Source organism: Gimesia algae (genome assembly GCF_007746795.1).
GTDB classification, from domain to species: Bacteria; Planctomycetota; Planctomycetia; order Planctomycetales; family Planctomycetaceae; genus Gimesia; species Gimesia algae.
Window position 1 is genome coordinate 7,481,621 of sequence record NZ_CP036343.1, and the last position, 24,429, is coordinate 7,506,049.

Annotated in this window: 27 protein-coding genes; 7 read left to right on the forward strand and 20 right to left on the reverse strand. The window is 49.5% G+C overall.

From position 1 onward, the window contains the following. Positions 1-230 precede the first annotated feature (230 nt). The 3 genes from Pan161_RS28290 to pyk all read left to right on the forward strand — a co-directional run bounded on the left by Pan161_RS28290 (position 231) and on the right by pyk (position 5,564). Positions 231-1,184, forward strand: a complete 954-nt coding sequence (locus tag Pan161_RS28290; RefSeq protein ID WP_145232072.1) for an AAA family ATPase — start codon at positions 231-233, stop codon at positions 1,182-1,184. 201 nt (positions 1,185-1,385) lie between these two features. Next, the gene (locus tag Pan161_RS28295) at positions 1,386-4,025 is read left to right on the forward strand and encodes a DUF255 domain-containing protein (RefSeq protein WP_145232073.1); all 2,640 of its coding nucleotides are present in this window, start codon (positions 1,386-1,388) and stop codon (positions 4,023-4,025) included. A gap of 69 nt (positions 4,026-4,094) precedes the next feature. Beyond that, positions 4,095-5,564, forward strand: coding sequence for a pyruvate kinase (gene pyk, locus Pan161_RS28300; protein ID WP_145232074.1), 1,470 nt, complete (start codon positions 4,095-4,097; stop codon positions 5,562-5,564). 112 nt (positions 5,565-5,676) lie between these two features. Here pyk and Pan161_RS28305 read toward each other — a convergent pair whose 3' ends face one another. Both Pan161_RS28305 and Pan161_RS30780 read right to left on the reverse strand, forming a co-directional pair. Continuing rightward, a complete protein-coding gene (locus Pan161_RS28305) occupies positions 5,677-6,777 on the reverse strand; it encodes a tyrosine-type recombinase/integrase (protein ID WP_145232075.1) in 1,101 nt (366 codons plus the stop codon). Next, positions 6,758-6,952 (reverse strand): hypothetical protein, encoded by a 195-nt coding sequence (locus Pan161_RS30780; RefSeq protein ID WP_197995570.1) that lies wholly within the window; start codon positions 6,950-6,952, stop codon positions 6,758-6,760. Before Pan161_RS30780 ends, Pan161_RS28305 begins: the two co-directional genes overlap by 20 nt. Before the next feature lie 306 nt (positions 6,953-7,258). Between Pan161_RS30780 and Pan161_RS28310 the strand changes: the two genes are divergently transcribed. Beyond that, positions 7,259-7,582 (forward strand): hypothetical protein, encoded by a 324-nt coding sequence (locus Pan161_RS28310; RefSeq protein ID WP_145232076.1) that lies wholly within the window; start codon positions 7,259-7,261, stop codon positions 7,580-7,582. A gap of 179 nt (positions 7,583-7,761) precedes the next feature. On the opposite strand, the gene Pan161_RS31180 is transcribed toward Pan161_RS28310, so the two are convergent. Then, on the reverse strand, positions 7,762-8,013 hold the full coding sequence (locus Pan161_RS31180) for a hypothetical protein (RefSeq protein ID WP_232103536.1): 252 nt from the start codon (positions 8,011-8,013) through the stop codon (positions 7,762-7,764). A gap of 337 nt (positions 8,014-8,350) precedes the next feature. Between Pan161_RS31180 and Pan161_RS28315 the strand changes: the two genes are divergently transcribed. Next, on the forward strand, positions 8,351-8,764 hold the full coding sequence (locus tag Pan161_RS28315) for a hypothetical protein (RefSeq protein ID WP_145232077.1): 414 nt from the start codon (positions 8,351-8,353) through the stop codon (positions 8,762-8,764). A 2-nt stretch (positions 8,765-8,766) separates the two neighbouring features. Here Pan161_RS28315 and Pan161_RS28320 read toward each other — a convergent pair whose 3' ends face one another. Continuing rightward, positions 8,767-9,471: a hypothetical protein gene (locus Pan161_RS28320; protein ID WP_145232078.1), complete on the reverse strand. Its 705-nt coding sequence runs from the start codon at positions 9,469-9,471 to the stop codon at positions 8,767-8,769. A 126-nt stretch (positions 9,472-9,597) separates the two neighbouring features. Between Pan161_RS28320 and Pan161_RS28325 the strand changes: the two genes are divergently transcribed. Together Pan161_RS28325 and Pan161_RS28330 are read left to right on the forward strand one after the other, a co-directional pair. Beyond that, complete coding sequence (locus tag Pan161_RS28325; RefSeq protein WP_145232079.1) at positions 9,598-9,915, forward strand: hypothetical protein; 318 nt, start codon at positions 9,598-9,600, stop codon at positions 9,913-9,915. Further along, positions 9,916-10,704 carry a hypothetical protein gene (locus Pan161_RS28330; protein WP_145232080.1) on the forward strand — a complete coding sequence of 263 codons (789 nt, stop codon included), beginning with the start codon at positions 9,916-9,918 and terminating at the stop codon, positions 10,702-10,704. Positions 10,705-10,721: 17 nt separating this feature from the next. Here Pan161_RS28330 and Pan161_RS28335 read toward each other — a convergent pair whose 3' ends face one another. The 16 genes from Pan161_RS28335 to Pan161_RS28405 form a co-directional block, all read right to left on the reverse strand. Continuing rightward, complete coding sequence (locus Pan161_RS28335; protein WP_145232081.1) at positions 10,722-11,594, reverse strand: DNA-methyltransferase; 873 nt, start codon at positions 11,592-11,594, stop codon at positions 10,722-10,724. A gap of 59 nt (positions 11,595-11,653) precedes the next feature. Then, positions 11,654-12,190 (reverse strand): hypothetical protein, encoded by a 537-nt coding sequence (locus tag Pan161_RS28340; protein ID WP_145232082.1) that lies wholly within the window; start codon positions 12,188-12,190, stop codon positions 11,654-11,656. Further along, positions 12,169-13,503: a glycosyltransferase family 4 protein gene (locus tag Pan161_RS28345; protein WP_145232083.1), complete on the reverse strand. Its 1,335-nt coding sequence runs from the start codon at positions 13,501-13,503 to the stop codon at positions 12,169-12,171. The genes Pan161_RS28340 and Pan161_RS28345 overlap by 22 nt, the downstream gene beginning before the upstream one ends. Next, positions 13,500-14,411: a hypothetical protein gene (locus Pan161_RS28350; protein ID WP_145232084.1), complete on the reverse strand. Its 912-nt coding sequence runs from the start codon at positions 14,409-14,411 to the stop codon at positions 13,500-13,502. Before Pan161_RS28350 ends, Pan161_RS28345 begins: the two co-directional genes overlap by 4 nt. Positions 14,412-14,534: 123 nt before the next feature. Then, entirely contained in the window at positions 14,535-15,332 is a 798-nt protein-coding gene (locus Pan161_RS28355) for a hypothetical protein (protein WP_145232085.1), read from the reverse strand. After that, on the reverse strand, positions 15,329-17,854 hold the full coding sequence (locus Pan161_RS28360; RefSeq protein WP_145232086.1) for a hypothetical protein: 2,526 nt from the start codon (positions 17,852-17,854) through the stop codon (positions 15,329-15,331). Before Pan161_RS28360 ends, Pan161_RS28355 begins: the two co-directional genes overlap by 4 nt. An 8-nt stretch (positions 17,855-17,862) precedes the next feature. Then, positions 17,863-18,810 (reverse strand): hypothetical protein, encoded by a 948-nt coding sequence (locus tag Pan161_RS28365; RefSeq protein ID WP_145232087.1) that lies wholly within the window; start codon positions 18,808-18,810, stop codon positions 17,863-17,865. A 1-nt stretch (position 18,811) separates the two neighbouring features. Beyond that, positions 18,812-20,818 (reverse strand): phage tail tape measure protein, encoded by a 2,007-nt coding sequence (locus Pan161_RS28370; protein ID WP_145232088.1) that lies wholly within the window; start codon positions 20,816-20,818, stop codon positions 18,812-18,814. A 16-nt stretch (positions 20,819-20,834) separates the two neighbouring features. Next, positions 20,835-21,044, reverse strand: coding sequence for a hypothetical protein (locus Pan161_RS28375; protein ID WP_145232089.1), 210 nt, complete (start codon positions 21,042-21,044; stop codon positions 20,835-20,837). A 41-nt stretch (positions 21,045-21,085) separates the two neighbouring features. After that, the gene (locus tag Pan161_RS28380; protein WP_145232090.1) at positions 21,086-21,562 is read right to left on the reverse strand and encodes a hypothetical protein; all 477 of its coding nucleotides are present in this window, start codon (positions 21,560-21,562) and stop codon (positions 21,086-21,088) included. Positions 21,563-21,565: 3 nt separating this feature from the next. Then, positions 21,566-21,697, reverse strand: coding sequence for a hypothetical protein (locus Pan161_RS31270; protein WP_261342935.1), 132 nt, complete (start codon positions 21,695-21,697; stop codon positions 21,566-21,568). A gap of 19 nt (positions 21,698-21,716) precedes the next feature. Next, positions 21,717-22,154 (reverse strand): hypothetical protein, encoded by a 438-nt coding sequence (locus Pan161_RS28385; RefSeq protein WP_145232091.1) that lies wholly within the window; start codon positions 22,152-22,154, stop codon positions 21,717-21,719. A 9-nt stretch (positions 22,155-22,163) separates the two neighbouring features. Then, positions 22,164-22,667, reverse strand: a complete 504-nt coding sequence (locus Pan161_RS28390) for a hypothetical protein (protein ID WP_145232092.1) — start codon at positions 22,665-22,667, stop codon at positions 22,164-22,166. Continuing rightward, complete coding sequence (locus Pan161_RS28395; RefSeq protein WP_145232093.1) at positions 22,664-23,086, reverse strand: hypothetical protein; 423 nt, start codon at positions 23,084-23,086, stop codon at positions 22,664-22,666. Before Pan161_RS28395 ends, Pan161_RS28390 begins: the two co-directional genes overlap by 4 nt. Next, a complete protein-coding gene (locus Pan161_RS28400) occupies positions 23,083-23,469 on the reverse strand; it encodes a hypothetical protein (RefSeq protein ID WP_145232094.1) in 387 nt (128 codons plus the stop codon). Before Pan161_RS28400 ends, Pan161_RS28395 begins: the two co-directional genes overlap by 4 nt. Beyond that, positions 23,469-24,422 carry a major capsid protein gene (locus tag Pan161_RS28405; RefSeq protein WP_145232095.1) on the reverse strand — a complete coding sequence of 318 codons (954 nt, stop codon included), beginning with the start codon at positions 24,420-24,422 and terminating at the stop codon, positions 23,469-23,471. Before Pan161_RS28405 ends, Pan161_RS28400 begins: the two co-directional genes overlap by 1 nt. Positions 24,423-24,429: the final 7 nt, after the last annotated feature.

Here is a 24,429-nt window from a genome sequence, read left to right on the forward strand (position 1 = left end):
TGATTGTTATCAAAATTTGGTTTTCTTTACAATCGGCTTCTCTATAATGAAACTCTGTCAGACAATTGTACAGAAATATTTTCTCTGTTTTTATATAATTCCATATCCCCACGAAACCGGTTAGACTGTCAGTTGAAATCAATGTGGGAATCCTGTATTTCTGAACGTTGATGCTCCGACTGTGATCTCCGTGATATCAGCAACAATGCTCATCAGAAAATGGATCTTTAATGGAAGTCAGCTCCCAGCAAGAAACCACCAGCCTGGTTAAGACACTGCATGACAACATCTCCAGCGTTCTCATTGGCAAACCGGATGTGGTACAGCTGGCGATTGTCACTCTACTGGCTGAAGGTCATGTGCTGATTGAAGATGCTCCCGGCGTCGGTAAAACGTCACTCGCGAAGGCGATTGCCAAGAGCCTCGACTGCAACTACACACGAGTGCAGTTCACTCCGGATATGCTCCCCTCTGATATCCTGGGATCCAATGTCTTTCTACCAAGTCTGGGCGAGTTCGAATTCCGTAAAGGACCGATCTTCTCCAATGTACTGCTGGCAGATGAAATCAACCGTACGCCCCCCCGTACTCAAAGTGCGCTGCTGGAAGCCATGAATGAAGGTCAGGTCAGTGTGGAAGGTCAGACGATTACCCTTTCGCCCCCCTTCTTCGTACTGGCGACGCAGAACCCTTACGAGTTCGAAGGAACCTATCCTCTACCGGAAAACCAGCTCGACCGCTTTATGATGTGTATTGATATCGGTTACCCGGATCGTTCCATCGAGCGTGAAGTTCTGATTCAACATCGCAATGGTGAACCTGTGGAGACCCTGCAGTCTGTCCTGTCGCTGAAACAACTGCGTGAAATGCAACAGGCAGTGCGAAATGTCCGAGTCGACGACTCTCTGACGGACTATATATTGGAAATCGTGGATGTGACCCGCAACCACCCCGAGTTGACACTGGGCGTCAGCACCCGTGGGGCAATCACATTCTCGCATGCGGTTCAGGGGAAAGCGTTTACAGAAGGGCGAGATTATGTCATCCCGGATGATATCAAACAGTTGGCAGTACCGGTGTTAGCACATCGAGTGATTACCCGTTCTCTGGTTCGTGAAAGCCAGCGGAACCGCGCCACGGAGATCATTCGCCAGATTCTTCAACAGATCCCGGTTCCTGCCTGAAACCGGTGATCTGGCTTCAGACATTGCTGCGATGATGTGCTGAATTTCGATTCTTCTGTTATTATTAAATAGTCGACTGGACGGGTATCGGATAAGATAATGTTACCCACCGCTGGATCAGCCGAAAACCTGCTGGCCGGTGCAGACTGAAATGTAAAACGGGCATAGAGATATCTGCCCGCCCTCCGAAGGAATCATAAAATGGATTTGCATAAAAATATGAAATGGTGGATTGTTCTGCTGCTGACCATCTTATTGTTTGTTTCCAACTGGAAACCAGCGAACCTGTCTGCCGGTGAAAAATCTGCCGGCGAAGATTCGAAAACCAAAACACCCGCATCCGAAAAGACGAAAAACAAAGCCATGTTTACCAACCGTCTTTCCAAAGAGACCAGCCCGTATCTGCTGTTACACCAGCATAACCCTGTCGACTGGTATCCCTGGGGACAGGAAGCATTTGAGAAAGCGAAGCAAGAAAACAAAATCATTTTTCTGTCTGTGGGATACAGCAGTTGCTACTGGTGCCACGTGATGGAACGGCTGGTTTTTGAGAATCCCGAAATCGCGAAGTACATGAACGAGAACTTTGTAAATATCAAAGTTGATCGGGAAGAACGGCCTGACATCGACGATATTTACATGACCTCCTTGAGCGTCTACTATCACCTGATCGGTGCACCTGATAATGGAGGCTGGCCACTTTCGATGTTTTTAACGCCCGATCGCGAACCCTTCGCTGGTGGCACGTATTTCCCACCCACTGACCAGGGCGGTCAGATGAGCTTTCCCCGCGTCTTACAGAAAGTAAATGAGCTGTGGAGCGGTGATAAAGCCAAGGTTCAGCAGAGCGCCACGATCATCGCTAAAGAGGTCGCCCGGCTGCAGAAAGAGGAAGCTGCTTCGGAAACGATTTCCATCGAAGACAGACTGGTTAAAGCGGGCGTGCGTTCCATCAATGCCAGTTTTGACGCGGAGTTTGGCGGAATCGACTTTTCTGAAGTCAGTCCGAATGGACCGAAATTCCCCACGTCTTCCAAGCTGGTATTACTGCAGTATGATATTGAATCACCGGTGGCAGAAAGTACGGCAGCGGAATCAGCGAAAGTACTGTATCAGACACTGGACGCGATGGCCAATGGTGGAATCTATGATCATCTGGGAGGCGGATTTCACCGTTACAGTACCGATCGCTACTGGCATGTGCCCCACTTTGAAAAGATGCTCTACGACAACGGGCAGCTGGCTTCACTATATGCACAGGCATATGAGCAGACGGGCAACGAACAATATAAACAGGTCACCCAAGGTATCATCGATTTTGTGTTACGCGAGCTGACCGACCCACAGGGAGGATTTTACTCTGCTTTGGATGCGGAAACGGATGGCGTGGAAGGCGAACATTACGCCTGGTCTCAGGAAGAACTGAAAAAGATCCTGGGAGAAGGCTACCCCCTGTTCGCAGAATTTTATGGATTGAACGAACCGGTTCGCTTTGAACACGGATACGTGCTGCATCGCGTGACCACACTCAAGGCTCTGGCTGAAAAACAGAAGATGACTCCGGAAGCGCTGGAGACACAACTGGCGACGATGCGCGACAAACTGCATGTCGTGCGTGATCAACGTCAGCCGCTGTTGAAAGATGATAAAATCCTGACCAGCTGGAATGGTCTGATGATCACCGGCATGGCAAACGCAGGCCGGATCCTGAAACATCCCGAATATACGGCAGCCGCCGAAAAAGCGGCCCAGTTTATTCTCGAGGAGATGCGTGACGATCAGGGGCACCTGTATCGCAGCTATCGCGCCAATCAGGCACGACTGAATGCGTATCTGGATGACTATGCCTTTCTGGTTCAGGGGCTGCTCGCACTGTATGAAGCGACCGGGAAACAGCAGTGGCTGGATCAGGCGCAGGCATTGACTGACCTGCAGATCAAATTGTTCTGGGATCAGAAAGAACATGGCTTCTTTTTTACCACGCATGATCACGAACAGCTCATTGCCCGCACTAAAAATGCTTACGACGCCGCGATTCCCTCCGGTAACAGTATCAGTACACGCAACCTGATTCAGTTGTCTCGACTGACCGGTGACCCGCAATATCGACAGTATGCAGATCAGACGCTGCAACTGTTTGGCCGCGTGATCAAGCGCTATCCGAATCGCTGTGCCCAGTTGATACAGGCCGTGGGTGAATTTCTGGAAACTCCTGCTGATCAGAAACAATCCGCGACTTCCACTCCAGCAATGGAACCAGCATTCAGTCTGGGTTCTCTCGATCAGTTCGAACAAAAATCAGATCAACTGGCAAGCGTCACACCGGGACTGGAACTGCTCGCACTTGCCAGTCTGGGCCAGATCAACCCCAAGCAAAAACTGGTCTCTGCAAAAGCCTATCTCTCTGTTGATAAACTGCCGGCGGGAAAAACCTGTCAGGTCGCGATTGTACTCACAATCGAAGAGGGCTGGCATATCAATGCGAATCCCGCCAAGCCTGACTTCATGGTACCGACAACGTTTACAGTGAAATCGAATCAAGAGATCAAGCTGTCGCAAATCAAATATCCGGCTGGCCACGCATTTACTGTCGAAGGGTTTGATGAAGCACTGCAGGTTTACGAGAAACAGGCCATCATCCGCGGCACACTTACAATCCCCGCTGCAGCAGCGGGCAAGGCAGAACAGCTCGAACTCAATGTCAAGTATCAGGCTTGCAATGACAAAACATGCATTCGCCCGACAACAGTCAGTCTGAAAGGTAGTTTTCAGGTTGCTAAACCTGGAGAACCAGTCAAACAGGTGAATCAGAAATGGTTTAAGGTGGATGAAAAAAACTGAGCACATCTGCATTCAAGCAGGTCCCTGCGCACGCTTCGATCTGCTTTCAGAAAATTCTTTTTAAGGTTCATGATGAACGACAAACACTACGCAGAACATCCGCTGGTAAAAACAAAAATTATCGCGACAGTCGGACCCGCTTCCGATTCGCGGGAAATGCTTCAGAAACTGATTATTGCGGGGGTGGATCTGTTTCGTCTGAACTTTGCGCACGGCAAACATGACTGCCTGGCGGAGATTGTGAAGAATATCCATGAGATCTCGGCTGAAATGGAAAAGCCGATTGGAATTTTAGGCGACCTGTCTGGCCCTAAGATTCGCCTGGGTGTCCTACCAGATGGTGAAATCACATGTCGACAGGACATGCGATTTCGCTTTATCAGGGGACTGGAAACTGATAATCCCCAGGAATTGACGTGCACTTACGAGTCGCTGATCAGCGACTTGCGCGTCGGTGATCCGGTTCTGCTGGCGGATGGAATGGTCGCCATGAGAGTGGTCGAAAAATCTCCAGATCACGAATTCGTCGAGTGTGTAGTGGAACGCGAAGGGATTATCCGCAGCAAGCAGGGAGTCAATCTGCCGGGCGTGCAGTTGAGTACCCCCTGTCTGACAGAGAAGGATCTGAAAGATCTGGCCTGGGCCGTCAAACATGGCCTGGATTATATCGGACTCAGCTTTGTACGCTCCGCCGACGATATCAGTCAGCTGAAAGAAGAGATTGAAAAGCTGAATCCGGTTGACGCACCACATGTCATTGCCAAAATTGAAAAGATCGAAGCGGTCAGTGATATCGAACAGATCCTCAAGCAGACAGATGCCGTCATGGTGGCCCGTGGTGATCTGGGAGTGGAAGTGGATATCGAACGTGTGCCCATCATCCAGAAACGGCTCATTCATCTCTGCAATCAATATCGCATCCCGGTGATCACTGCCACTCAGATGCTGGACAGCATGCAGTTCAATACTTTCCCGACCCGGGCGGAAGCCAGCGATGTTGCCAATGCGGTGCTGGATGGCAGCGATGCCGTGATGCTTTCGGGCGAAACGGCCGTGGGTGTGAGCCCATTGGCAGCAGTGGAAATGATGAGCCGCATCGTGCGTGAAGCGGCCCGCATCCTGTCTTCCAATCTGCATTCTGAAGAAGCGACCAGTAATCGCCGACTGTATGCTCGCGAAGTCACCGAAGCCGTGACGATGGGGGCCGGGATTACAGCCGAAAAACTGGATGCCGACCTGATGGTGACCTGCACGCACGAAGGTAAAACTGCGATGGCATTATCAAAACAAAGACGAACCGTCCCCACGGTAGCGCTGACGGATCGTCCGGCAACGGCGCGACGGATGACTTTATACTGGGGCGTGACCTCACTGCTGACTGACGTTGTTGAAAAGTCACCGTCCAAGATTTTGAAATTCATCGACAACTATGGCAAAAAACATGGGTTCCTGACAACGGGAAGTCAGATTGTCCTGATCTCCGGAACTGACTGGACTTCGCAGGGACATGATATGCTTTTGGTTCACGAAGTGAAATAGACGCACCAATGCCAATATGGCCTATTTTCGACTATACATCTCGATTATCTTGGCTATTTATAGAGTTGCCAGAAAAGGCGTTTTTAGCCACGCGTTAGCCACCGTGCAAAATTCAGCCGATCATCTTGCTGACTGCGTTGGTCGCGTCTGATCGCTGGGAAGGCATCGCATGCGCGTATGTCTGAAGCGTCGTGGCCGTGTTTCCGTGCCCCAGCGTTGCCGAAATGACGGTTATCGGAACACCACTGCTGATTGCGAGCGTCGCGAACGTGTGTCTGACATGATGAAAACCACGGTGCTGGACCCCTGCCTTACTGAGAATGTTGGTCCATATCTTTTGAAAGTTGATATAGCCAACAGAGGCGCCATTCCTCCCCAGGAATACATATTCACTGCCCGCATGCCCTGACTTCACGAGTTGCTTCCGCTGCTCAATCAGTGCGGTCACAGTGGCATCAGATATGTCTACCGTTCTTATGCTGCTTTTTGTCTTTGGTGGTATGATCTTTTTTTTGCCACCGGCATTCGAGAGCTGTTGTTTTACGTGAATTTTTGCGTTGTCCAGATCCACGTTTTCCCAGAACAGCCCAAACACTTCACCTGGTCTCATTCCAGTGGTCAAAGCGACAAACACGAGATTGTAGAACCGATGCCCCTTCAAATACTTCAACAACGCCTGCACTTCTTCAACTGTGAAAGGGTTGGCTTTCGCGTAGGAGTGCTTCGGCTTTCGGATCGGCCCGCATGGGTTTTCCCGTATCATTCGAAAAGCATAAGCGCGAACCATTGCAGAATTCAGGTACTCGTAAGCCATTTGAACAGAACGACCACCTACGCCATTGTCCCTCAGCCTGTCAATCATATTCTGCACATCCATTGGCGACAGTTTCACGAGGTGCTTTCTGCCGATCAAGGGTATGACATGATTCTGCATAATGTTTGTTGCGGATAAAAACATATTCTCAGAGTTCTCCCGTTGAACGTTTTCAAGCCACGACTTGAGATACTTGCCAACGGTTTCAGTTCCAGATGAAACAAACCCACTTTCGACTTCCTCGTGCAATTTCCGTAAGTTGGAGTTTGCATCAGACCGGTTTCTTGAAGTCTTAGTTTTGCGTTTCCGCTTCCCGTCTTGATAGTAAGTGACCTGGGCAACCCATTTGCCGGTTTTCGCATTCTTAAAAACCGTTCCTTCACCGTTGCTCCGCTTCATCTTCTTTTATCTTTCCGATATGAGATAAGAAGTCTGATACGTAGATGTAGCTGTTCTTAGGCTCAACACCTATGTATGGAATCCTGTATTTTCGGATCCAGTCGCAAATCGTTTTTTCTGGGCGCTTCCACATATGCGACCAAAAATCGATGCCGTAAAGACCCGTTTCTGGCATTTGCCATCCTGGTACGCAATTCAAGTGCTCGCTATTTTGGTACGTATTATCAATTCCACTTGATTTTTGGGACGTACTTTCCCTAGAATCATTGCTAGGCATGATTTTGAACTCCGTTTCGATAGCTGGAGTAATTCATATTTGCCCTAAATTGCCCTCAGGGAGTTGCACCTTCCTGGGGGTTTATTTTTTGGGCTGTCTGAAACAATTTGTCGCGTTGCTTTCTCAATCGCTCATAATTGCCCCCTTCAAACAGAAAAGGCCCACACGACGTGTGTATGGCACGTCAGTGCAGGCCTTTTCCACATGCGACAACAGTCGCTTTGCTCCATTTGTATTCATATTAAAGTCTCCATACACGACTTTATGTACTGCACCAATGTAGTACATGTGGCAGTACATTTTCAAGGTCAAATTGTGCATTTTGGAAAAACCGTTTATCCTCTTTTTATGAATGCAAAACGCAAATTGAAAAGAAGCCAAGACGCCACTGTTACATTTCGACTCAAATCCAAGGAGAAAGAGCGATTTGAAAAGGCAGTAGAGGCAGAAGACAAATATAACGCCGAAGTGTTGCGCGAGCTTATGCGCGAATATGCTGATAAAATTCTTGGACGTGAAGAACATTAGTAAATCTCTCATACTTCTCAATTGCGACTTTGTTAAATCCCTAGCATAAATTCTGTTGAAGTCGTCGAACCGGTCAATACCTACTTTATCTACTGGTATTTCGCGATTACTCACAGAATTAATCGATATTCAGTTGCTCTGCCACCACCCCAAGGTACAAGTCCACTAATTGAACTTGATCATTTCACAGTTCCCCTGAATGGCATCAACAGCGGGTGACGATCCACGATATGAAACCGGCCTCCGATCTCTTCAATTAAGTGATGGCGTTCCAGGATCATCAACGACACCCGTGTTCGTCGCGGATTTGAGTTGAAGTAGAGGCAGGTGTTCTCAAGCGTGGGCCAGTGCTGACAGTCCGCATGAAAGAGCCTGATGTAATCGAACAGCAAAAACTGTCGGTGACTGATTCGACGAAATAGATAGTTCATTGGATACCTCTGCGCGCACGGCGAAACAGTTAATCGTCCCTGGAATGAGAACCCGGATTCACTACGGGCAAAAGAAAACGCGGATTAAAAATCAATCGCGACCACCTTCAGCGGGTCGCACGCGGCTGGCACCGGCCAGACATGGGAGTAGGCTTGTGTACAACAGGATATCAAAAAAAGGAGTGAGTGCAAGTGATCAATTATTAAAAACCGAACGTGTTCAGCTAAATATATTTGTTGTTTATTTGATTAAATCGACACTTAAAATGAACTTGTTTACACTTCACACGTTACTTTATTCGAACAATAAACCAATAGACATTCCGGAGGTGTATTTATGGAAAACCAAGAGAAAGAGGCCCTGAAAGAAGATGAGTTACTCCAGTCAATAGATGATGAGATACTTCAGTCAATAAGAGGCTATCATCAAGCAACATATGAATACTTTAGGCACCTCTCGTCGTTATCGACTTTGGCAATTATTATTATAGCAGCATTTATGGAAAAGGTATTTGTAAACCCAGTTGGAAAAACTAATATAGCAATTGCCATATTTTGTTTTCTGTTAACTATAATATCATCAGTAATAGCCTACACCATTCATCTTTCTTTATATCCGATAATCGAAAGAAAAAAGTTTGAACTTGGAGACAAGCTCGGATATGGAATGGGGTTGTTTTTTTCTTGGGCTGGCTTTCTTTTTGGAATGATATTCGTAACCGTTTTTTTGATTCAAAATATTCTAAATTGAATTCACTCCATAACCCCCCGATACTTCGGCACCGCCACCCGCTCATACTTGCAATTGCTTTCAGCCCGCTTGATGTTGTCTGATAGGTCGTGACCACCGCCCAGGATAATCACAACAACGCCGTCAGCCTTCATCAGGTTTTTGACAATCGCATCCTCACGGGCTTCGTCGGCTTTCTTGTCGATCACCACAGAGCCATCGGCCTGCACTGGGTTTGCCGCTTCCATCGCTTTTGAGTCTTCCGCTGGCAAGAGCGTTTTCAGCTCACCGGTCATGACCAGCCTGGCAGCCGCGCCGGCTTCCAGCAGGTTCAGATGGTGCTGTGCCTTAACCAGTCGGTCAATCGGATCGTCTGAGGGCTGCCGTGTCGCCTCGTAGTTCTTCATCGTGTTGATGAACTTCAGCGCCCCCTTGTGATTCTTCTCGGTCAGGCCTTCGACGTAGACGGCATTCAGGTCATGTTTCTTGATCAGCCTCCGGAGCAGCTCAGCCTGCTCTTTTTGAATCGCTTTCACATCGTCAAGGAATGACAGATATTCCTTATCAATCTGATCGTCGGATTGGGACTTCCCAATTTCGGTTCGCAGGTCGGCAGCGAAATCATCACGCGAAACGTAGTGCCAATTCAAAATATGAATGATTTTGGTAGGCTCGGCGTGTGTTTGGAGTGGGAGCAACAGAAAGATCAGCGGGAAAAGTCGGCTCATGATTCCTCCGATTTTACCTTGAAAACCATCGCAAATATGAATGTGTGAAAACAGCTATTGACAGAAATCCCATTAAGTGGATAATAGGCTGCATTACATACACTCCAGTTTAGACAAGGCATATAAATGTTACCGAATCTTACTCATTTACAATTCTTCGTCTTATCTGTACTTTTGGATGGCCAAAAATCGGGTCGCGAAGTTCGCGACTTACTGGCAACAAAACATGGCCAAAAAAAAACACTTGCAGCATTCTACCAGCTCATGTCTCGATTGGAAGAATCTGGAATGGTTAAGGGATGGTATGAGTCAAAGCATGTTGAGGGAGTGACCATAAAAGAGCGCCGGTATGAGATTCTTGGTTCTGGAATCAAGGCAGTCGAAGTTCAAGAATCATTTTATAGTAATGTGAGCTCGGAGTTGAACTTTGGAGGTGCCACCTAGATGAATACCGACGGATCGACTATCTATCAAACGATAAGAAACCACTTCCTACCGGATGGAAGCGCTATTTATGGTGGTTTTTATATCTATTGTTTTTTTTATCTTTGTTCATGTTGGTATTCATCCTCGATACCAAAAATCGAATCGCTGGGGATTTGGGCAGGCCAGTGCGTCGGAATGCATTACTCGTATAACATACTAGACAAGTATGAATGCAACAACAAAGCATACTATGTGCCAAAAAAGAAGCAGTTTGAATGTGTAGTGCAGCTTTTTAAGGCGATTTTCAACATAAATAACTTTTTATGGCTGATGATCACCTTTTCTGTATTAAGCATCTTTGCTGAGGCAAATTCGATCAGCTCCTTACCGTTTATCATTGGTAGCTTTTTTAAACGATGCTTGTTACTGGCTTGCAGCCTTGTTGTTATTATGTTGTGCCGGTCTTTTTATATTGAGTATAAAGATAACTCCAAAGAAGTTGATTCAGATGACCCCATCGTCTTTGGCTGGCCTTACTTCTGGGATCTCCTGAAATACAGTTTGCCCAAAAGAATCAGAGAGAAACTTTATACTCCTGCACATCTCGATCTACTCAACGACTATAATGAATCAAGGGTCTATCGAAAAAAGTATGAGAGAATATATTTGAATTTCTGCTTTGGTCTAAATACATTATGGCTGTATTTAGACTGCGTATGGCGATTAGTTGTCGAAAAATCTTATGGCCTTGTCCTGTTTCTGCTTCCTGAAGAAGTTCGAGAGTGGTGGTCACGTCTGAATCTCTGATTTTCAGTCGTACACAATCACTCCCGTTGAAACCTCAGTAGCTCGCCCCGCTGGGCTGCCTCGATTCTCCGGGCAGCAATCTCGCAATATTCCTCGGACGCTTCAAAACCGATAGCTCCCCGGCCTTCTAATACCGATGCAACCAGCGTCGTTCCCGATCCACAGAACGGGTCGAATGCCAGCCCGCCAGCGGGAACGCATTGCACCAGGCGTTGCATCAACGGCGTGGGCTTGCCGGTCATATGATGTTTATCAACCTGTTTCACGCCGATTGAATACGAACCTGGAAACGGTCCCCGGTCTTTCAGTTTCGGCACTTTGCCCTTCGAGCCCCACGGGATGTATTCGCACTGATGGCGGAAGTAACCTTTGTGGGGAGCGCGAGCGCCGCCGCCCTTGTCCCAGCTGATCAGACCTTTGTAACAAAATCCGCCCGCCTGCAGCGCATCAATCACCGTCGCCAGTTGTCGCCAGTCGGTGAAGACCAGGCCATAGGCAGCATCTTTGCACGCCCTGAGTGCCTGGCCGATCCACAACGAGCACCAATACTTGAACGAGCGTTGGTCCCGGAAGTCACCGCCGAAGGACGGACGCCCGAGCGTGTTGCTGTTGTGGCAATATTTATCAGTCGGGTCGGCACCGACAGCACTGCCCGCAGCCCCGGAGCAATACGGCGGATCTGTGATCAGTGCATCAATCACGTTAGCTGGTAGCTTACTGCTCAGCTCCAGCGTGTCACCGTTATAAATGGCAATACCGTTCGATTCATAATACGGTTTGCCCAAACTCAACTTAACCGATTCAAGTTGACGATACTTCCCAAGTGTTAATCCATTTCCTGTAATCACAACAATCCTTTTGCAGAAACACTGCGTGTTGTGACCTCGCATACAGGTCGCTTCCGTAGTTAGAGAACGTCGGTTGTTCGCGCAACCGGCGTTCTCGCTTTTCAAATCCAAAAGTCAGAATCAAAACGCTGGCTGACCAGCGCCCGCAATTCTGCAGTCCACTCAATCTGTTGTTTCACCCGCTCGTATTCTGGGCTATACCCGGAGACATTCAAACGGGGTATCTCGGGCACTGGTTGCCCCACAAACGGCAGCTTCAATACCTCCCGGTCTAATTCATTAACTCGCAAAACATAGGCAGCGTGACGCGTGTATTCGGCCTGCCTGGGCATCCACTCCAGGTGCGTTCGCGTGAATTGGTCGAACGTCTCTGTCACGCCCAACTGCAGACAGTAATACAGATAAAATGACTCCCACCGTGCAAACGGTTCCCGAACACACGTAATAATTTCATAGCCCTGACATTCAGCAGGCAGCATGTATCGGTGTCGTTCGATCACATCCCCGTCCGGGCAGCGTTCGTCCGGCTTCGCATAGTCGGCAAACCCGTAGTGCTCGGTCAGCCAGTGGCTCAAGGCCATGCCTGCGCACTTCGGTGCGTGCATGAAAACCATTTTCAGGCTGTGGTTGACCAGCATTTCAGCAACCCTTTCAAAGTCTTCAAGAATCCACGTTTTTCAACTGTCACCTGTTTGGGCTTCAGGGCATCCCTGATCACCGATTCGTAAGCCAAGACCATTCTGGCTGGTGAGAACTGATTCCAGGCCAGACGCCGCGCCCGTTCAATCACTGGCCCGCTGTCGGAAACTGCTGCCTGCACCGCATGCCTCAACCACCATTCCGAAGGATTGCTTGGAATGCCATACGTCAGCTGACCGTGTTTGCGCTCCAATTCGGGAATCATGCCCACCGGAGTTGAAACCACCGGACAGCCCGCAAGCCAGCCTTCCGCCGCCACCAACGGTCCGCCCTCATTGGGGGCTGCTGTCACCACACAATCCAGGGCAGACAGAACCGTTCCCACGTCTTCAACGCGTGGCAGAAACGTGACCCGGTCACCGCACAGCTGTTTCACTTCAGGAATGATCTTTTCACTTTGCCAGCCCTCGCCCACATAAACGGCATGATAGCTTGCCCCCAGTACAGAAACCGCTTTTGCAGTTGCCAGCGGGTTTTTGTCGTAAGCCAGTCGACCAATATAACCAATGGCTTTGACATCCGGCCCGATGCCCCATGCACGCCGTACTTCGTCACGGTCTCGGGCTGGAGCACAACGGGAGAATTCAACGCCGTTATAAATGACCTTCACAGGCTGCTCTATCACGTCCAGGTAACACTTAGCAGCCGCCTCCGATACCGCCACCGGAATATGTGTTGAACCATGCGAGATACTGACGGCAAGGTTTTTGCGAGTCCATTCGCATTGACCGTGTGAAACAACCAGCATGGGTTTGGCATCCCAGTCGGCTGATTCAATTTCTGGGTTACTTTCCACGTATCCCCAGAGATTGACCACGTCAGAAGAATCAAGAACCGCCTGGCAGGCATTCGGCACGATGGTCACCAGTCCCTCAAAAATGGGATTCTCCGTTGTGCAATAAATCGGGCAGTGCTGCAGAACACGTTTGGCAGTTTCGATGTCGAACACATCAGCGTTTCCGATGGCAACACCCGACCATTCAAAACCGTGTTTCACCTGAGCGTTCATCATCGTCAGCAGCAGTCGCGTCACACCCCCCATCGCCAGGTTGGGCATGCAATACCCCAGACGAATTGTTTCACCCAGACCAGCAGCGGGCTTGGGTTCTGGTTTGGGAACGTTTCCCCAGCCCTCACAGGTCGACCGCTGGTTGATCACGCGCCGTACTTCGTCACCGTGTCGGGAGCAAAAATAATTTCGCCGCTGTGGACACCGCTGGCAGAGTTGCTGCTTTTCATTAGTCGTTATCATTCTATGTCCTGGTCTGTTCTTTTGACGTGTTTTACATCGATGTAAGGGGGAGCGAAGTAGTCTTCCAGATCGAAGCTCTCTCCCTCAGTGGTTGCGTCTCTCTCCGGTTTCAGCGGGTAAATTACGCCTGATTTTGGTGTGCCGTAGCCGTCGGGTATTACCGGTTCAACATCTGCTACTCGCAACGGTGGCAGGTCGTAAGGGATGATATTTTCAAAACGGTATGATTCGTTAAAGCCAATCGGACATGTGAAATCGTCAGGAGCCTTGTAGACTCCCGGCCATGTGCCGCTTCCAAGTGATGTATTACTAAGCGTGTTTAACAGGTCGACGATTGGCGGTGGTCCATCGCTGATCACATACGCTGTTTGTCCCAGGCCAGCAGCGTATGCGTCACGCTCTTCAATGGTCTCAAACTGAACGGTTTCGACGTGTACCGTATCGATAAAACTTGCAGTCTGGATAATATCCAGGCTGATTCTCCAGGCACCAGGCGTGGCCACATTACCATCCTCGATGATCGGTGAAAGAAAATGAATCAGTGCGTGGTGTTGTCTTTGGAATAATGTCCACGATGGCAGCAGCGGGGAGAAACCGCCAGGTACGTAAAACGGAATCGGGCCACCGTACGTGCCGACCAGTTCTTCGCGATCAACCTCATAATCGGCTGCCCAGTCGGGCCAGCCCTCAGGAGATGAAGAACTCCTGGGAACCGGGTACTGCAAATCGTTTTCCGCTTCAAAATTACAGTTGAGCAGGGAGCCGTCCGCCTTTTTGGGGATCTTCTGGTAAATCGAATAAAATGTAACTGGTGAAGTTCCAGAAGCATTTACTGCAAAAGGCGTTTCTCCAATTGATACGCCAGTCGTGAGGTAATCGTGATAGAGCCAGCTTTTGAAAGTTGGCACTGTCAATTCCCAGATCGTTTCTGAGTTCTGCAGTTTCGCGGCGCAACGGTGACAGTCAAACTGCCGACGTGGACACCGCTTCTGTATCAGCGACATGGCGCAATTTGAACCCACTATCTCTCCTTATAAATTCGGCGTTCCATCGCCATTGTAGTCTCGGCATTCGTTGAGGTCTGACACGTATCCGACGCCAGGAAACCAGTGCCCCGTGCCAATCGATCCCGCAGCAACTGCATCATTCACAGTGTTGTCGTCACCATCCCACTCTCCAATCAGGGGAATCGGATAATGGATTTTCTCAACGCGACGACTATCTCCCCAGAGAGTTTCACACACATGAACCTCGAAGATAGCTGCGGAAGGAATGTCAACCTCGAAGTTATCGAATGACATGCCAGACAGATCTCCCATGAACTCTATCAACCATCGTCCTGGGTAAACCGTAACAGCTACATTACCACTGCCGATGACAGGCAGCTTTTCAAGTGCAGTTACGATGTTTTCGCTGGTTGCGTTTTGGGCCAGCAGGGAGATCGGGTCTGTTTCGTCACCATTCAGAGCCAGTTTTATGTCTCCAGCTATATTGTCGCCAACAAATGTAACCAGCTGCTTATGGTTACCGTATGGCTCATAGTGAGTGACAGCTACAGGAATTGGTAAGTCACCATCGACTTTGACCGTAAACTCCTGGCCATTTCTTTCATCACCATCAAGGTCATAACTGCCTGTTGCATACTTTTTAATGATGTAGTTTGAATAAGGCTGGAGCGTGACATAACGGATCGGGGGGCGCACTCCTTCCGTTTTCAGATGCTTCTGATCAGGCAGCTTTTCAAAATTGCGTTTATACCAGGCTACCATCGATTCCAAAGTATTTTTGAAATCGGCAGTGACCTGGTAGTTACTGAAACGTTCCGTCATATAGCGAGTGTCCCGTTGATCGAAGTTCGGTCGCTATGGAATTGTCCGCCTGTACGTTCCACATCTTCCAGCCCCACATCCTGACCGATCCAGAGCTGCCCCCCACGTTGTGTGATTGTCTTCAGGTAAGCCGCCTCTTTCGGTCCTTTCGCAACGCCCACATTTCCCGAGAGTACCAGCAGGCTTGCGGTATTTGCTGAGTTTTCACCAATGATCTGAACAGCGTACTCTCCGTCTCTACCGCTGCCCGAATTCAGGACCTCAATGGTAGGGCTGGAATCCATCACATCGATGTTGATCAGCTGGGAATTGCTGTCGATGATGATTTCAGCTGCTGTCACTTTCAGGTGTCGATCACGATATTCGATATTTCCGTTTTCGTCCCGTCGCGGTAGCCCCATCTGGGTTGCCGTCGCTGTGTAGTGCAGCAGTGCCAGCGTCAAATCTGACTGATCAAGACCGTACAGAATGTCGTCACCATCGGGAACAAGAACAGAGTCTGCGTTCACCGGCTTTTCAAGGGTGTCCCAATTCCCGTCTGTGTTCCAGTCGTTAGGCCCGCTGCTCTCGGCAATCACCGTTTTTGTCAGAATCGTTTGCGTCGTCTGCACATCAACAGTGGGATCGCCGCCACCTTTGACGGTCTCTTCAGTGACTCCGAATATCACCACGATCGGGTCGATATCAAGCCCGGCTTTGGAGCCGGCAAATGTAATGACAACATCACTGCCAGGTAGAGCGCCGCCGCTGCAGGATACGTTGCCGGCACCGATGCCTGGCAGAGCTTCTAAAGCGGTTTCGATTTCTTCCGCTGTCGAATCGTAATCGAGCAGGTCCGTATCAACGCCGTCAAAACTCAGTGCGAATGTTCCGGAGCCCGGCCCGCCTGCAATGCTGAGCGTCTGGACTTCGCTGGTACCTCCTGCACCATTTAAGACTTTTGTAGTAAATTTATTTACTACTGTTGCATTACTGTCCATCACGACAGTCATTCCTGTGTCCTGATTAGCAAGGTCTCCGATGAATTCAATTAAAATTGCCTTGCTGTATGATTCATCCGACAGGGTAACCTGCACGTTGCCAGCACCTACTGTTGATAGCCCCTCCAGTGCAGTCACAATCTGTGCTGCGGTTGATGAAAAGTCGAGGTCGTCTGTAGATTCACCACCTACAGTCAGATAAAACGAACTCAACCCAGTTAACCAGTCGGATGACCAGCCAATTGTCCCTGGATTGGTCTTGCTGTATGTACCTCCTGCCAGTCCCGTGCTGTCTACGGTCACGGCCACAGTCCCGCCGTTTATTCCAATGCCCGTACTTAAATTGATTGAAACGTTATCCCCATCAGACAATTGCCCGCTTCCCGTTGTTCCGTTTGCGCTAACTGTACCTCTTACAGCAACACAATTGACATACCGTCCTGAACTGTAGCTGGCAAGCTCTGCTTCTATCAACTCCTGGAGTTCCGCAATAGTGACATCGTATGGGATATCGTCTAAGTCCATGATTGTTGTTGAGTCTACCACGATCAACACGTCAAAGGTTCCGCTGGAAACGCTGCCATTTCCAGTGAGTCTGAAATTTGTAGCAAGTGAGGATGAAGTACTTGAAACTATATCTGTCAACCAACGCTCGTTCACCCCGTTGCCACCTGGTGTCGTCTCGGCGATGGAAGCCGCCAACACACCAGTCAGGTTAGAGCCGTCAACCATAATCTGGTCAACGTCCGTACCTCGTAACGTTCCAACAAACTCAACCACCCAGGGACCTGATCCAGAGACAGAGACGTTGCCGGCACCAATCCCGAGGAGGGCTTCCAATTCTGATTCAATCGTTGCCGCCGATGCGTTGTAAGCTATCGGGTCGGTTGTCTGCCCGTCGAATGTCAGAGCGAATGTCCCACCGCTGCAGCTGGCCAGCGTGATTGTCTGTTGTTCGTTGGTCGCTTCCAGGAGAGTATCATCATAATCCAATAAGGAAACGTCTGTGTCTGCCAGATTGCCCTTGAACTCGATGGTCCACGGTCCGCCATCAACACCAGTCACATCGACGTCGCCAACTTCGATATTAGACAGCGCTTCCAGTTCGGTCTGGACCGTCGCTGCACTGGCATCATAGGCAATTGGGTCTGTGGTCTGTCCGTTGAATGTCAGGGTAAAGGTTCCGCCTGTAATCGTGCCTTGCATAGTCACAAGCTGTTTTTCGTTGGTTCCATCGCCAATCAGAATCGTAACGAAATAAGGCATGCCAGGCGTTTCAGATTCCAGCGTAAAACTACCATCGCCATTATCTGAGATATCAACCTGAGCAAATTCAGGCACTGTATCGGTAGTGGCTGCCCAGAGATTTACGAATGCTGCCGCAACATTCTTTCGAATCGGCCCAGACGGGAATTCATAAGTGATCGATTTACCACCAATCGTAGCCGTCATGATCTGACCACCTTCGATGTCGATGGGCAACGCGTATTTCTCAGACTGTGCCACAGCGGGAGCCCCGCCAACCCATACTTTCAACGTCATGCTCTCACCTATTTAAATGGTAGTTCTGAAAAATCTGTTTGGATGTCATCTGTGAACCGCAGCAGGTGCAGTCGGGATACATCAAACCGGCCTTTTCGGTCTGTCTTGAGTTCGATCAAAGCGCCGTCCTTGTCGAGGAATGCTTTATCTGTGACGTACTCTGCTGGATTCCCAGTGGTGATTCGCCTTTTCACCTTTTCGTAGACTTTGCTGTTCGAAATAGTGACATCAGCTGGGTCAATGCCTGGGGGAATGTAAGTTTGCCCGGTATCAATCGTGGCTATCTCATTGAAGCCCATGCTGTAACGGATATCGTCATGCGTGCGAGGGTCAAAGCGAATCCGAAAAGTCAGAGCGTAAAATTCGTACCCGTTTTCATAATCCAGATCAGGGGAACCAATCCCCTCGATTCTCAATGTTCGTTTATCAAATTCGCGGTCTCGAATTGTGATCGGATACTTATTGACAGTGCCATCATAATCCCACATCCAGTCGGGGTATTGTGCGACATTTTTTTTGACGGTGATGTCGAGAAAAGGAATACGACGATAGCCCACAACCAAGTCACCAGCTGTGTTCAAGCGGGGGTTTCCCTCACCATCAAAAAACGTCGGCACCTGCTCGGGAGAACTGACGATATCAATAACGGCCGCCCTGTTGAGGGGATTCGGTTCCCGGTCTTTATGCTGAATGTTCGTGGAATATTTGACGGTAACATCAAAGTCCGCTGTGTCATCAACCCGCCTAACGGTAACATGATTGCAAAGTGCTGCTGTATCACGCTTATGCTTGTCTCCCAGATCGGGACACTTTGGATAAGAGCGAATTACAGTGGAGTCCACTGCCACTGATGCCAGCGAACAGGCATAGACTTCCGTATAATTTCTGGACGGACCTTCCTTGAATTCATAGCTGTCTTCAAAAGCCAGTTCCCAGCTGATAACACTATTAGCCACTTCAGCTACTCCTCAAAACTTCGACCTGTTGACCGTTTGACAGTGCTGTCAGAATGCGTTTCAGAGTCGTCAATTGATCCTCTTGAACTGTTTTTTCACCGGTCATATTGATCAGCTTGGCCAGCGTGTCGATGCCTTCCTTAGATCGCAGGTCACCTGAACCACCGCTGATTGACTGGCTTGCTTCTTTTAACGATCCCCCAGGGGCATTTGCTGCCTTTGCGGCCTGTTCGGTTTTGGTTTCCCCGTTCTTGGTTTTCTCAGCAGAATCGGATAACTCATTGCTGGCTTCACGCATCGCATCAGCCAGGGCAGTTTGTGCAGCCGCTAATTCATCGTTGGCTTTCTGCTTTGCATCAGCTTCGGACTGCTGTTGATTTGCAATCCGCCCCTGGGCATCCCCGTCAACGGCCTGATTCGCTCCACTGCGTGTATTTTCAATTTCGCGAAGATTCTTTTCAGACCCTTGGTTCCGATTTGCGATACTGGCATTTGTGGCGTTGTCGATCTCTTCAGAAGTTAAATTAGCACCAGTTGCTTCCTTTGCCCGAAATCGAAACTCGCCCGTGCTGGGGAGTACTTTCATTAGTGCTGGGTTGAGAACCTTGAGCATGTTCATCGTATGGCCGATCCCATTGATGATGCTCCCGCCGACCACAGACCAGACTTTCTGGACTCTGTTCATTACGGTGTCCCAGGCATCGCCGAAAAACTGAGTTACTGATTCCCAGTTGCTTCGCAGATTTGCCCATGAATCAATGAAGTACTTGGACGCATCGTCGATGGTGCCATACCAGATATTGAGAAAATAGGCCTTCCATTCACCGACTTTCGCCATCAGCTGGTTGGTTCCGGCCAGGAATGCAACTTTGATCCCCAGCCAGAGGATTTCCGCCGCTTTCTTATAGTCTCCCGCTGCCATCGCATTTTTGATGGCAGCGAACACTTTGCTGACGGTGCCCCCCAGTCCAGAGAACTGGTCTTTGATCCAGGCAATGGCCTTGCCTCCTACGCCTGTGTAATAAAGCAGAGCGCCAGCCCCACCGACCACAGCCGCCGTCAGCAAGCCCACCGGAGACAGAACAGCGCCGATTACAGTACCGGCCAGGGCCATCATGGTAGTGAGACCACCAATGGCAGCACCTGCAAAAATTGCCATTCCTCCCAATGTCAGGAACGCAGCACCTGCAACTAGCAGAACAACTCCCCCCAGGGCAACGTATTTGACCAGCTCTTGATTTTTCTCAATGAATCCACCGAACAGCTCAACCCCTTTATTGACCTGCATCAGTAATGGAGTGACCACCGGCAACAGCACGTTCCCGATTTTGCCGGCAACGTTCTCAATCTGTGCTGCCAGTGCTTTTTTCTGATTAGCCCAACTGTCAGCCGACCGGATTGCATCTCCCTGTGCTGCTGTGGTACCTCGCAGAATGATATTAAACCGGGCTTGTGCCTTTTCGGCTTCCGTTGCTGTTTTTGGATCCAGTTTCATATTCAGCAGCTCTTGATTCACAGCAGCCTGAGAAACAATCACACCATACTTTTTCATGACTTCACCACTGCCGGTTAAAGCAGCTTGAAGATCACGCAAGGTGTCGGTGTCCTGCATGTTGTTGAAGGATGCCAGATCCACCGATAGTTGAGTAATCTGTTTACTCATGTTGGTGGCAGCGTCTTCCTCAAAGCCCATCGGAACCAGCAGGTCCTGATTCGATGCCATAAAGTCAGCGATTTGCCGTTCAGAACGTCCTACCTGTTTTCCATATTCGTCCCCCCATGCTTTCACCGCTTTTGAGTTTTCCCCGAAAACGACGTTAAACTTGTTCATGGTTTCCTGCAGATCAGAGCCTGCTTTGATAGCCAGTCCGAAGGGAGCCAGGACAGCAGAACCGAACGCAGCCATTTTGACGCCAATACCAGCGGTAAATTTACCGAAGGCATTCAGCCGCTGCTTTGCTGCGTCCAGTCCTTTACGCAGCTTGGCATCCTTTGTGAACAATTCCACAAAGGCTTTGCCCGCTCTAATTGCTCCCTGCGTCGCCAAAACTGATTCCCATTGCATTGGCCATCATATGGATAGCCTGTCTCCCCGTTTTCTTGCGGGGGGTTTCATCCTTGAAGTCTTTGACGGTGAACCATTTGTCTTTTGGTCGCCACATGGCAATGTTGTAAATGGCTGCCATCACGCTTTTTAAACTCTGCCCATCTGCCTTTCGTTTCCCTTCATGCATCCACAGCAGCTCACGCAGGGAATAGGGCAGCGGGTCAATACCTAGCTGACCGGCAATGCCGTAGACGATTCGCCACGGATCGAATCCAGAATCAGTTTCTCGAATTCTTCGCCGTCGATGGCTGCGTCCAGTTCCTGCAGATTCATCTCCGTCTCTTTCTGCATCACTGTCAGCACTTTCTGTTTGGCCCTCTTCAGTCTGCCCCTCACCTGGGGCGGGAAAAAATCCGTGATTGCCTCATCTAACGCGTTAAAGGCAGATTCCGCCGCTTCATGGTCCAGGGTCAGAAACAGATCATCTACGCTTAAACCGTCCTCAGGAGGCGTTGCCGTTGCATACAGAACTTGCCCCAGCCGTTCAGGATCGTCAACCAGGCTGACCATCAGATTGTTGGCTGATTCCGGGTTTTTCAGAGCAGCCAGCAAATCAACCTCGGTGTCGCGTTTGACTTTTCGGGCAACACCGAGGGTAATTTCGATAGTCCATACACGTTCTTTGGTATCTGTGAAGCTTGCCAAGAATTATTGCTCCTTCTGTTTTTCAGCAGGCTGCTGAGGTTTCTTTTTAACAACGCCTTTCACCACAGCCGTGATTTCTTTGGGCTTTCCATCCACCATCACGCGCTGTTTCAGTTTTTGACCAGGTTTCAGCATTCAGTAACAAACCTTTCTGTTATGAGGAAATTTCAACCCAGGCTGGATCGTCATCTGCTTCCGATGCAGGTTCAACGACGATATCAATCATTGAGTCTTCTTCCAGCGGTTGATTCATGGGGAAGTCGGTAACGTGGCAGTCGTACTGCATGCCCTCGCTTCCAGCTTCATCAATGGGTCCAGTCATGGCAGCCACACCGATGATTGACTTGTTAAGGTGAGCATCCCGCAGCATTACAAAAACGGGATCTGCTTTCTTGTAAACGAGCGAGAAAGTAACCTGGGTGACAAATTGCCCCATCGTTGTCCGCTCGTATTTGTTTTTCCGAACTTTGCGTTTCGTTTTGTTGGCAGCATGCGGAACGTTAACATCACCGACGTCGCCACACTCGGTCCAGGTACCTTCCCCCATTCCCGCTTCATCAAAATACAAGTTCATTTCTAAACCGGTTGTCATTACGCTCCTTTACCTGGTTACTGAGTCACGCCAAAATTCGTCCAGTTTTGGGGCTGCCTCTTCCAATGAAGGTCCCATGAATGGACGGGGTTCAATTCGTTTTCCGTTCGACGTTCCACCATATTCCAGAACGTCAGCAATTCCTGACTTGGCCTTTGCAGGTCCAATTACAACGTCGTTGTCTTTGCCAACGGCAAAAAACAACAGGTATTTCAAAGGCGACTTCGCATCGCGAAGCCGTGGTGGCTCATACGGGTCTGACGGCTTCAATGGCCGCTTTGGACGGGGCAACCCCAGTCTTTTTGCCCGCTCTACCCGTTCCTGATAAGTCTGTTTCTCTTCGTCGGTCAGTTCAGAAACGCGTTTCTGCCGAGCCTTGCGAAGTTTCCGCTTCGATATCAGCCGAATTAAACCACCGGCTTTGAAGGCGATTTTACGGCCCGCCTTCTTGACCTCTTTAATGACAGCGTCAGAACTGAATTCCAGACCTTTAACGCTGAATCCGACTCTCATTGAATGATCGTGTACCTGTTCTGGATCACAGACACCAACATGCTTTCCGAGTTCAGCATGTCATAGCTGTAAGGTGTTTTGAGTGTTGACTGAACCCAGCTCGCCCCTACTGGTCTCAATCCCCGCAGAAACTTTCTGACTGTCCTGGGAAGTGCTTGCAGAGGTTTCACAACATCGGGCTCTGTCGATGTCACTGGACGAATCACAGCCACGTCAACGACAAACGTGAACAGGTCACGCCCCCGTGTTTTCGGCTCTGAATCCTCATCTCTGGGCAGCACAACCGCTGTTAAAACACGAGTATTTTCAATGCTTTTCTTGAGGACATAAGAAACCTGAGCGTCAAACTCTTCACCAAAATCATGACCGGCAATCTCGCTGGCCAGAACTTCTGCAATATCATCAACTGAAACTGTCAAACTGGCTCCTCTGAAATCAGTTTTGTATGAATTCGCAGCATGGTTCGGCCCGCATCCATGAACCGATATTCCTGCTCGTCATCACCGAACGGCAATACCTGATGAACCCGAGAGACACCACCAATTACCCGAGTAATCAAATCGTTTCGTTTCGGCAAAACCGTTACGCCGTCAATCACCAGCAACTCAGCTTTCACAAGCCAGTCAACGCTGGTTTTTCGGATCGGGAAGCCGTCCCGATCAATCACACGCCAAGTAGTAGAACCCTGCGTCCCCTTCAGGTCCTCAATCGTGTTGCCGCCCTGCGTGTAGGTCAGGCTGGTTGCCGTTAAAGACAAACCAGCCTGAAGCCCCACAGCAAGAACGTTTTCAATGACGCTCATTATTCTTCAGCAGCCAGCAGTGCTTCCGTGTTGATAATTGAGTCAGTACAGATAATCGGAATGCCATCAACCTCCGTTGGCCGTGCAGCGGGAGTTCCAGACGGGTTGGTTGCCGTTCGGGACTCTCGTAGTTGACGCAGGCTGCGTCGATTCATCACGATTAAATTAGGCTGTTTACTGGACGGGAACTTTTCCAGCCCCTTGTAAATCAGGTCATCAGTCAGGCCTTTGCCATCATCTTCGGTGAGATTGACAATCCGGCCCACTGAATGGATTGACCCGATTTGAAGACCCAACCAGGCAAGAATCGCAGTCACATAAGCGTGATAATGCTTACCATCGGCGTCATCAACCTCCTGGGTGCTGGTCTCACCAATAGTGATATTGCCTTCCATACCAGTGATCAGCGTGCAGTCAGTTCCCTCATCATTGGTACGAATCAAGTAAACGCTACTGGCAGTGTCGGCAGTCGTTCCGCCAGCATCGACCACCATTGGATCGTCCAGATCGTCCAGCGTTTCCGCATCAGCCAGACCAACAAAGCCATCTGATTTATTACCCGTCCCGTAGATAATCTGTTTTTCAGCAGTTGCAAAAGCAGATTTCAGGCTGCGTCGATTCTTGCGAGCAACATAGGCAAGAGGTCCGCCTTTTTTCCAGATCGAAGCAGCAGCCACGTCCGTCCGCGTTGATGCGTCAAGAACCTTTAAGTCAATCGTGACGATTTCATCACCGGAAACGCTGTGTTCAATACCAGCATTAATATCACGGAAACCAACAACAGGCGCCCCGGTTTCTTTGGGGTATTTGTGTTTATCGCCATCGCTGGCCGTTTCTGCAGCCAATGCAGCCAGCAACGGTGCATCGTCCAGCAGATCTGTGATCTCAACATCAGCCAGGTTTTCGTCATTAACCTTGCCGATATCCGTTAAAGTTTCATAAGTATCAGCCACTCTACAT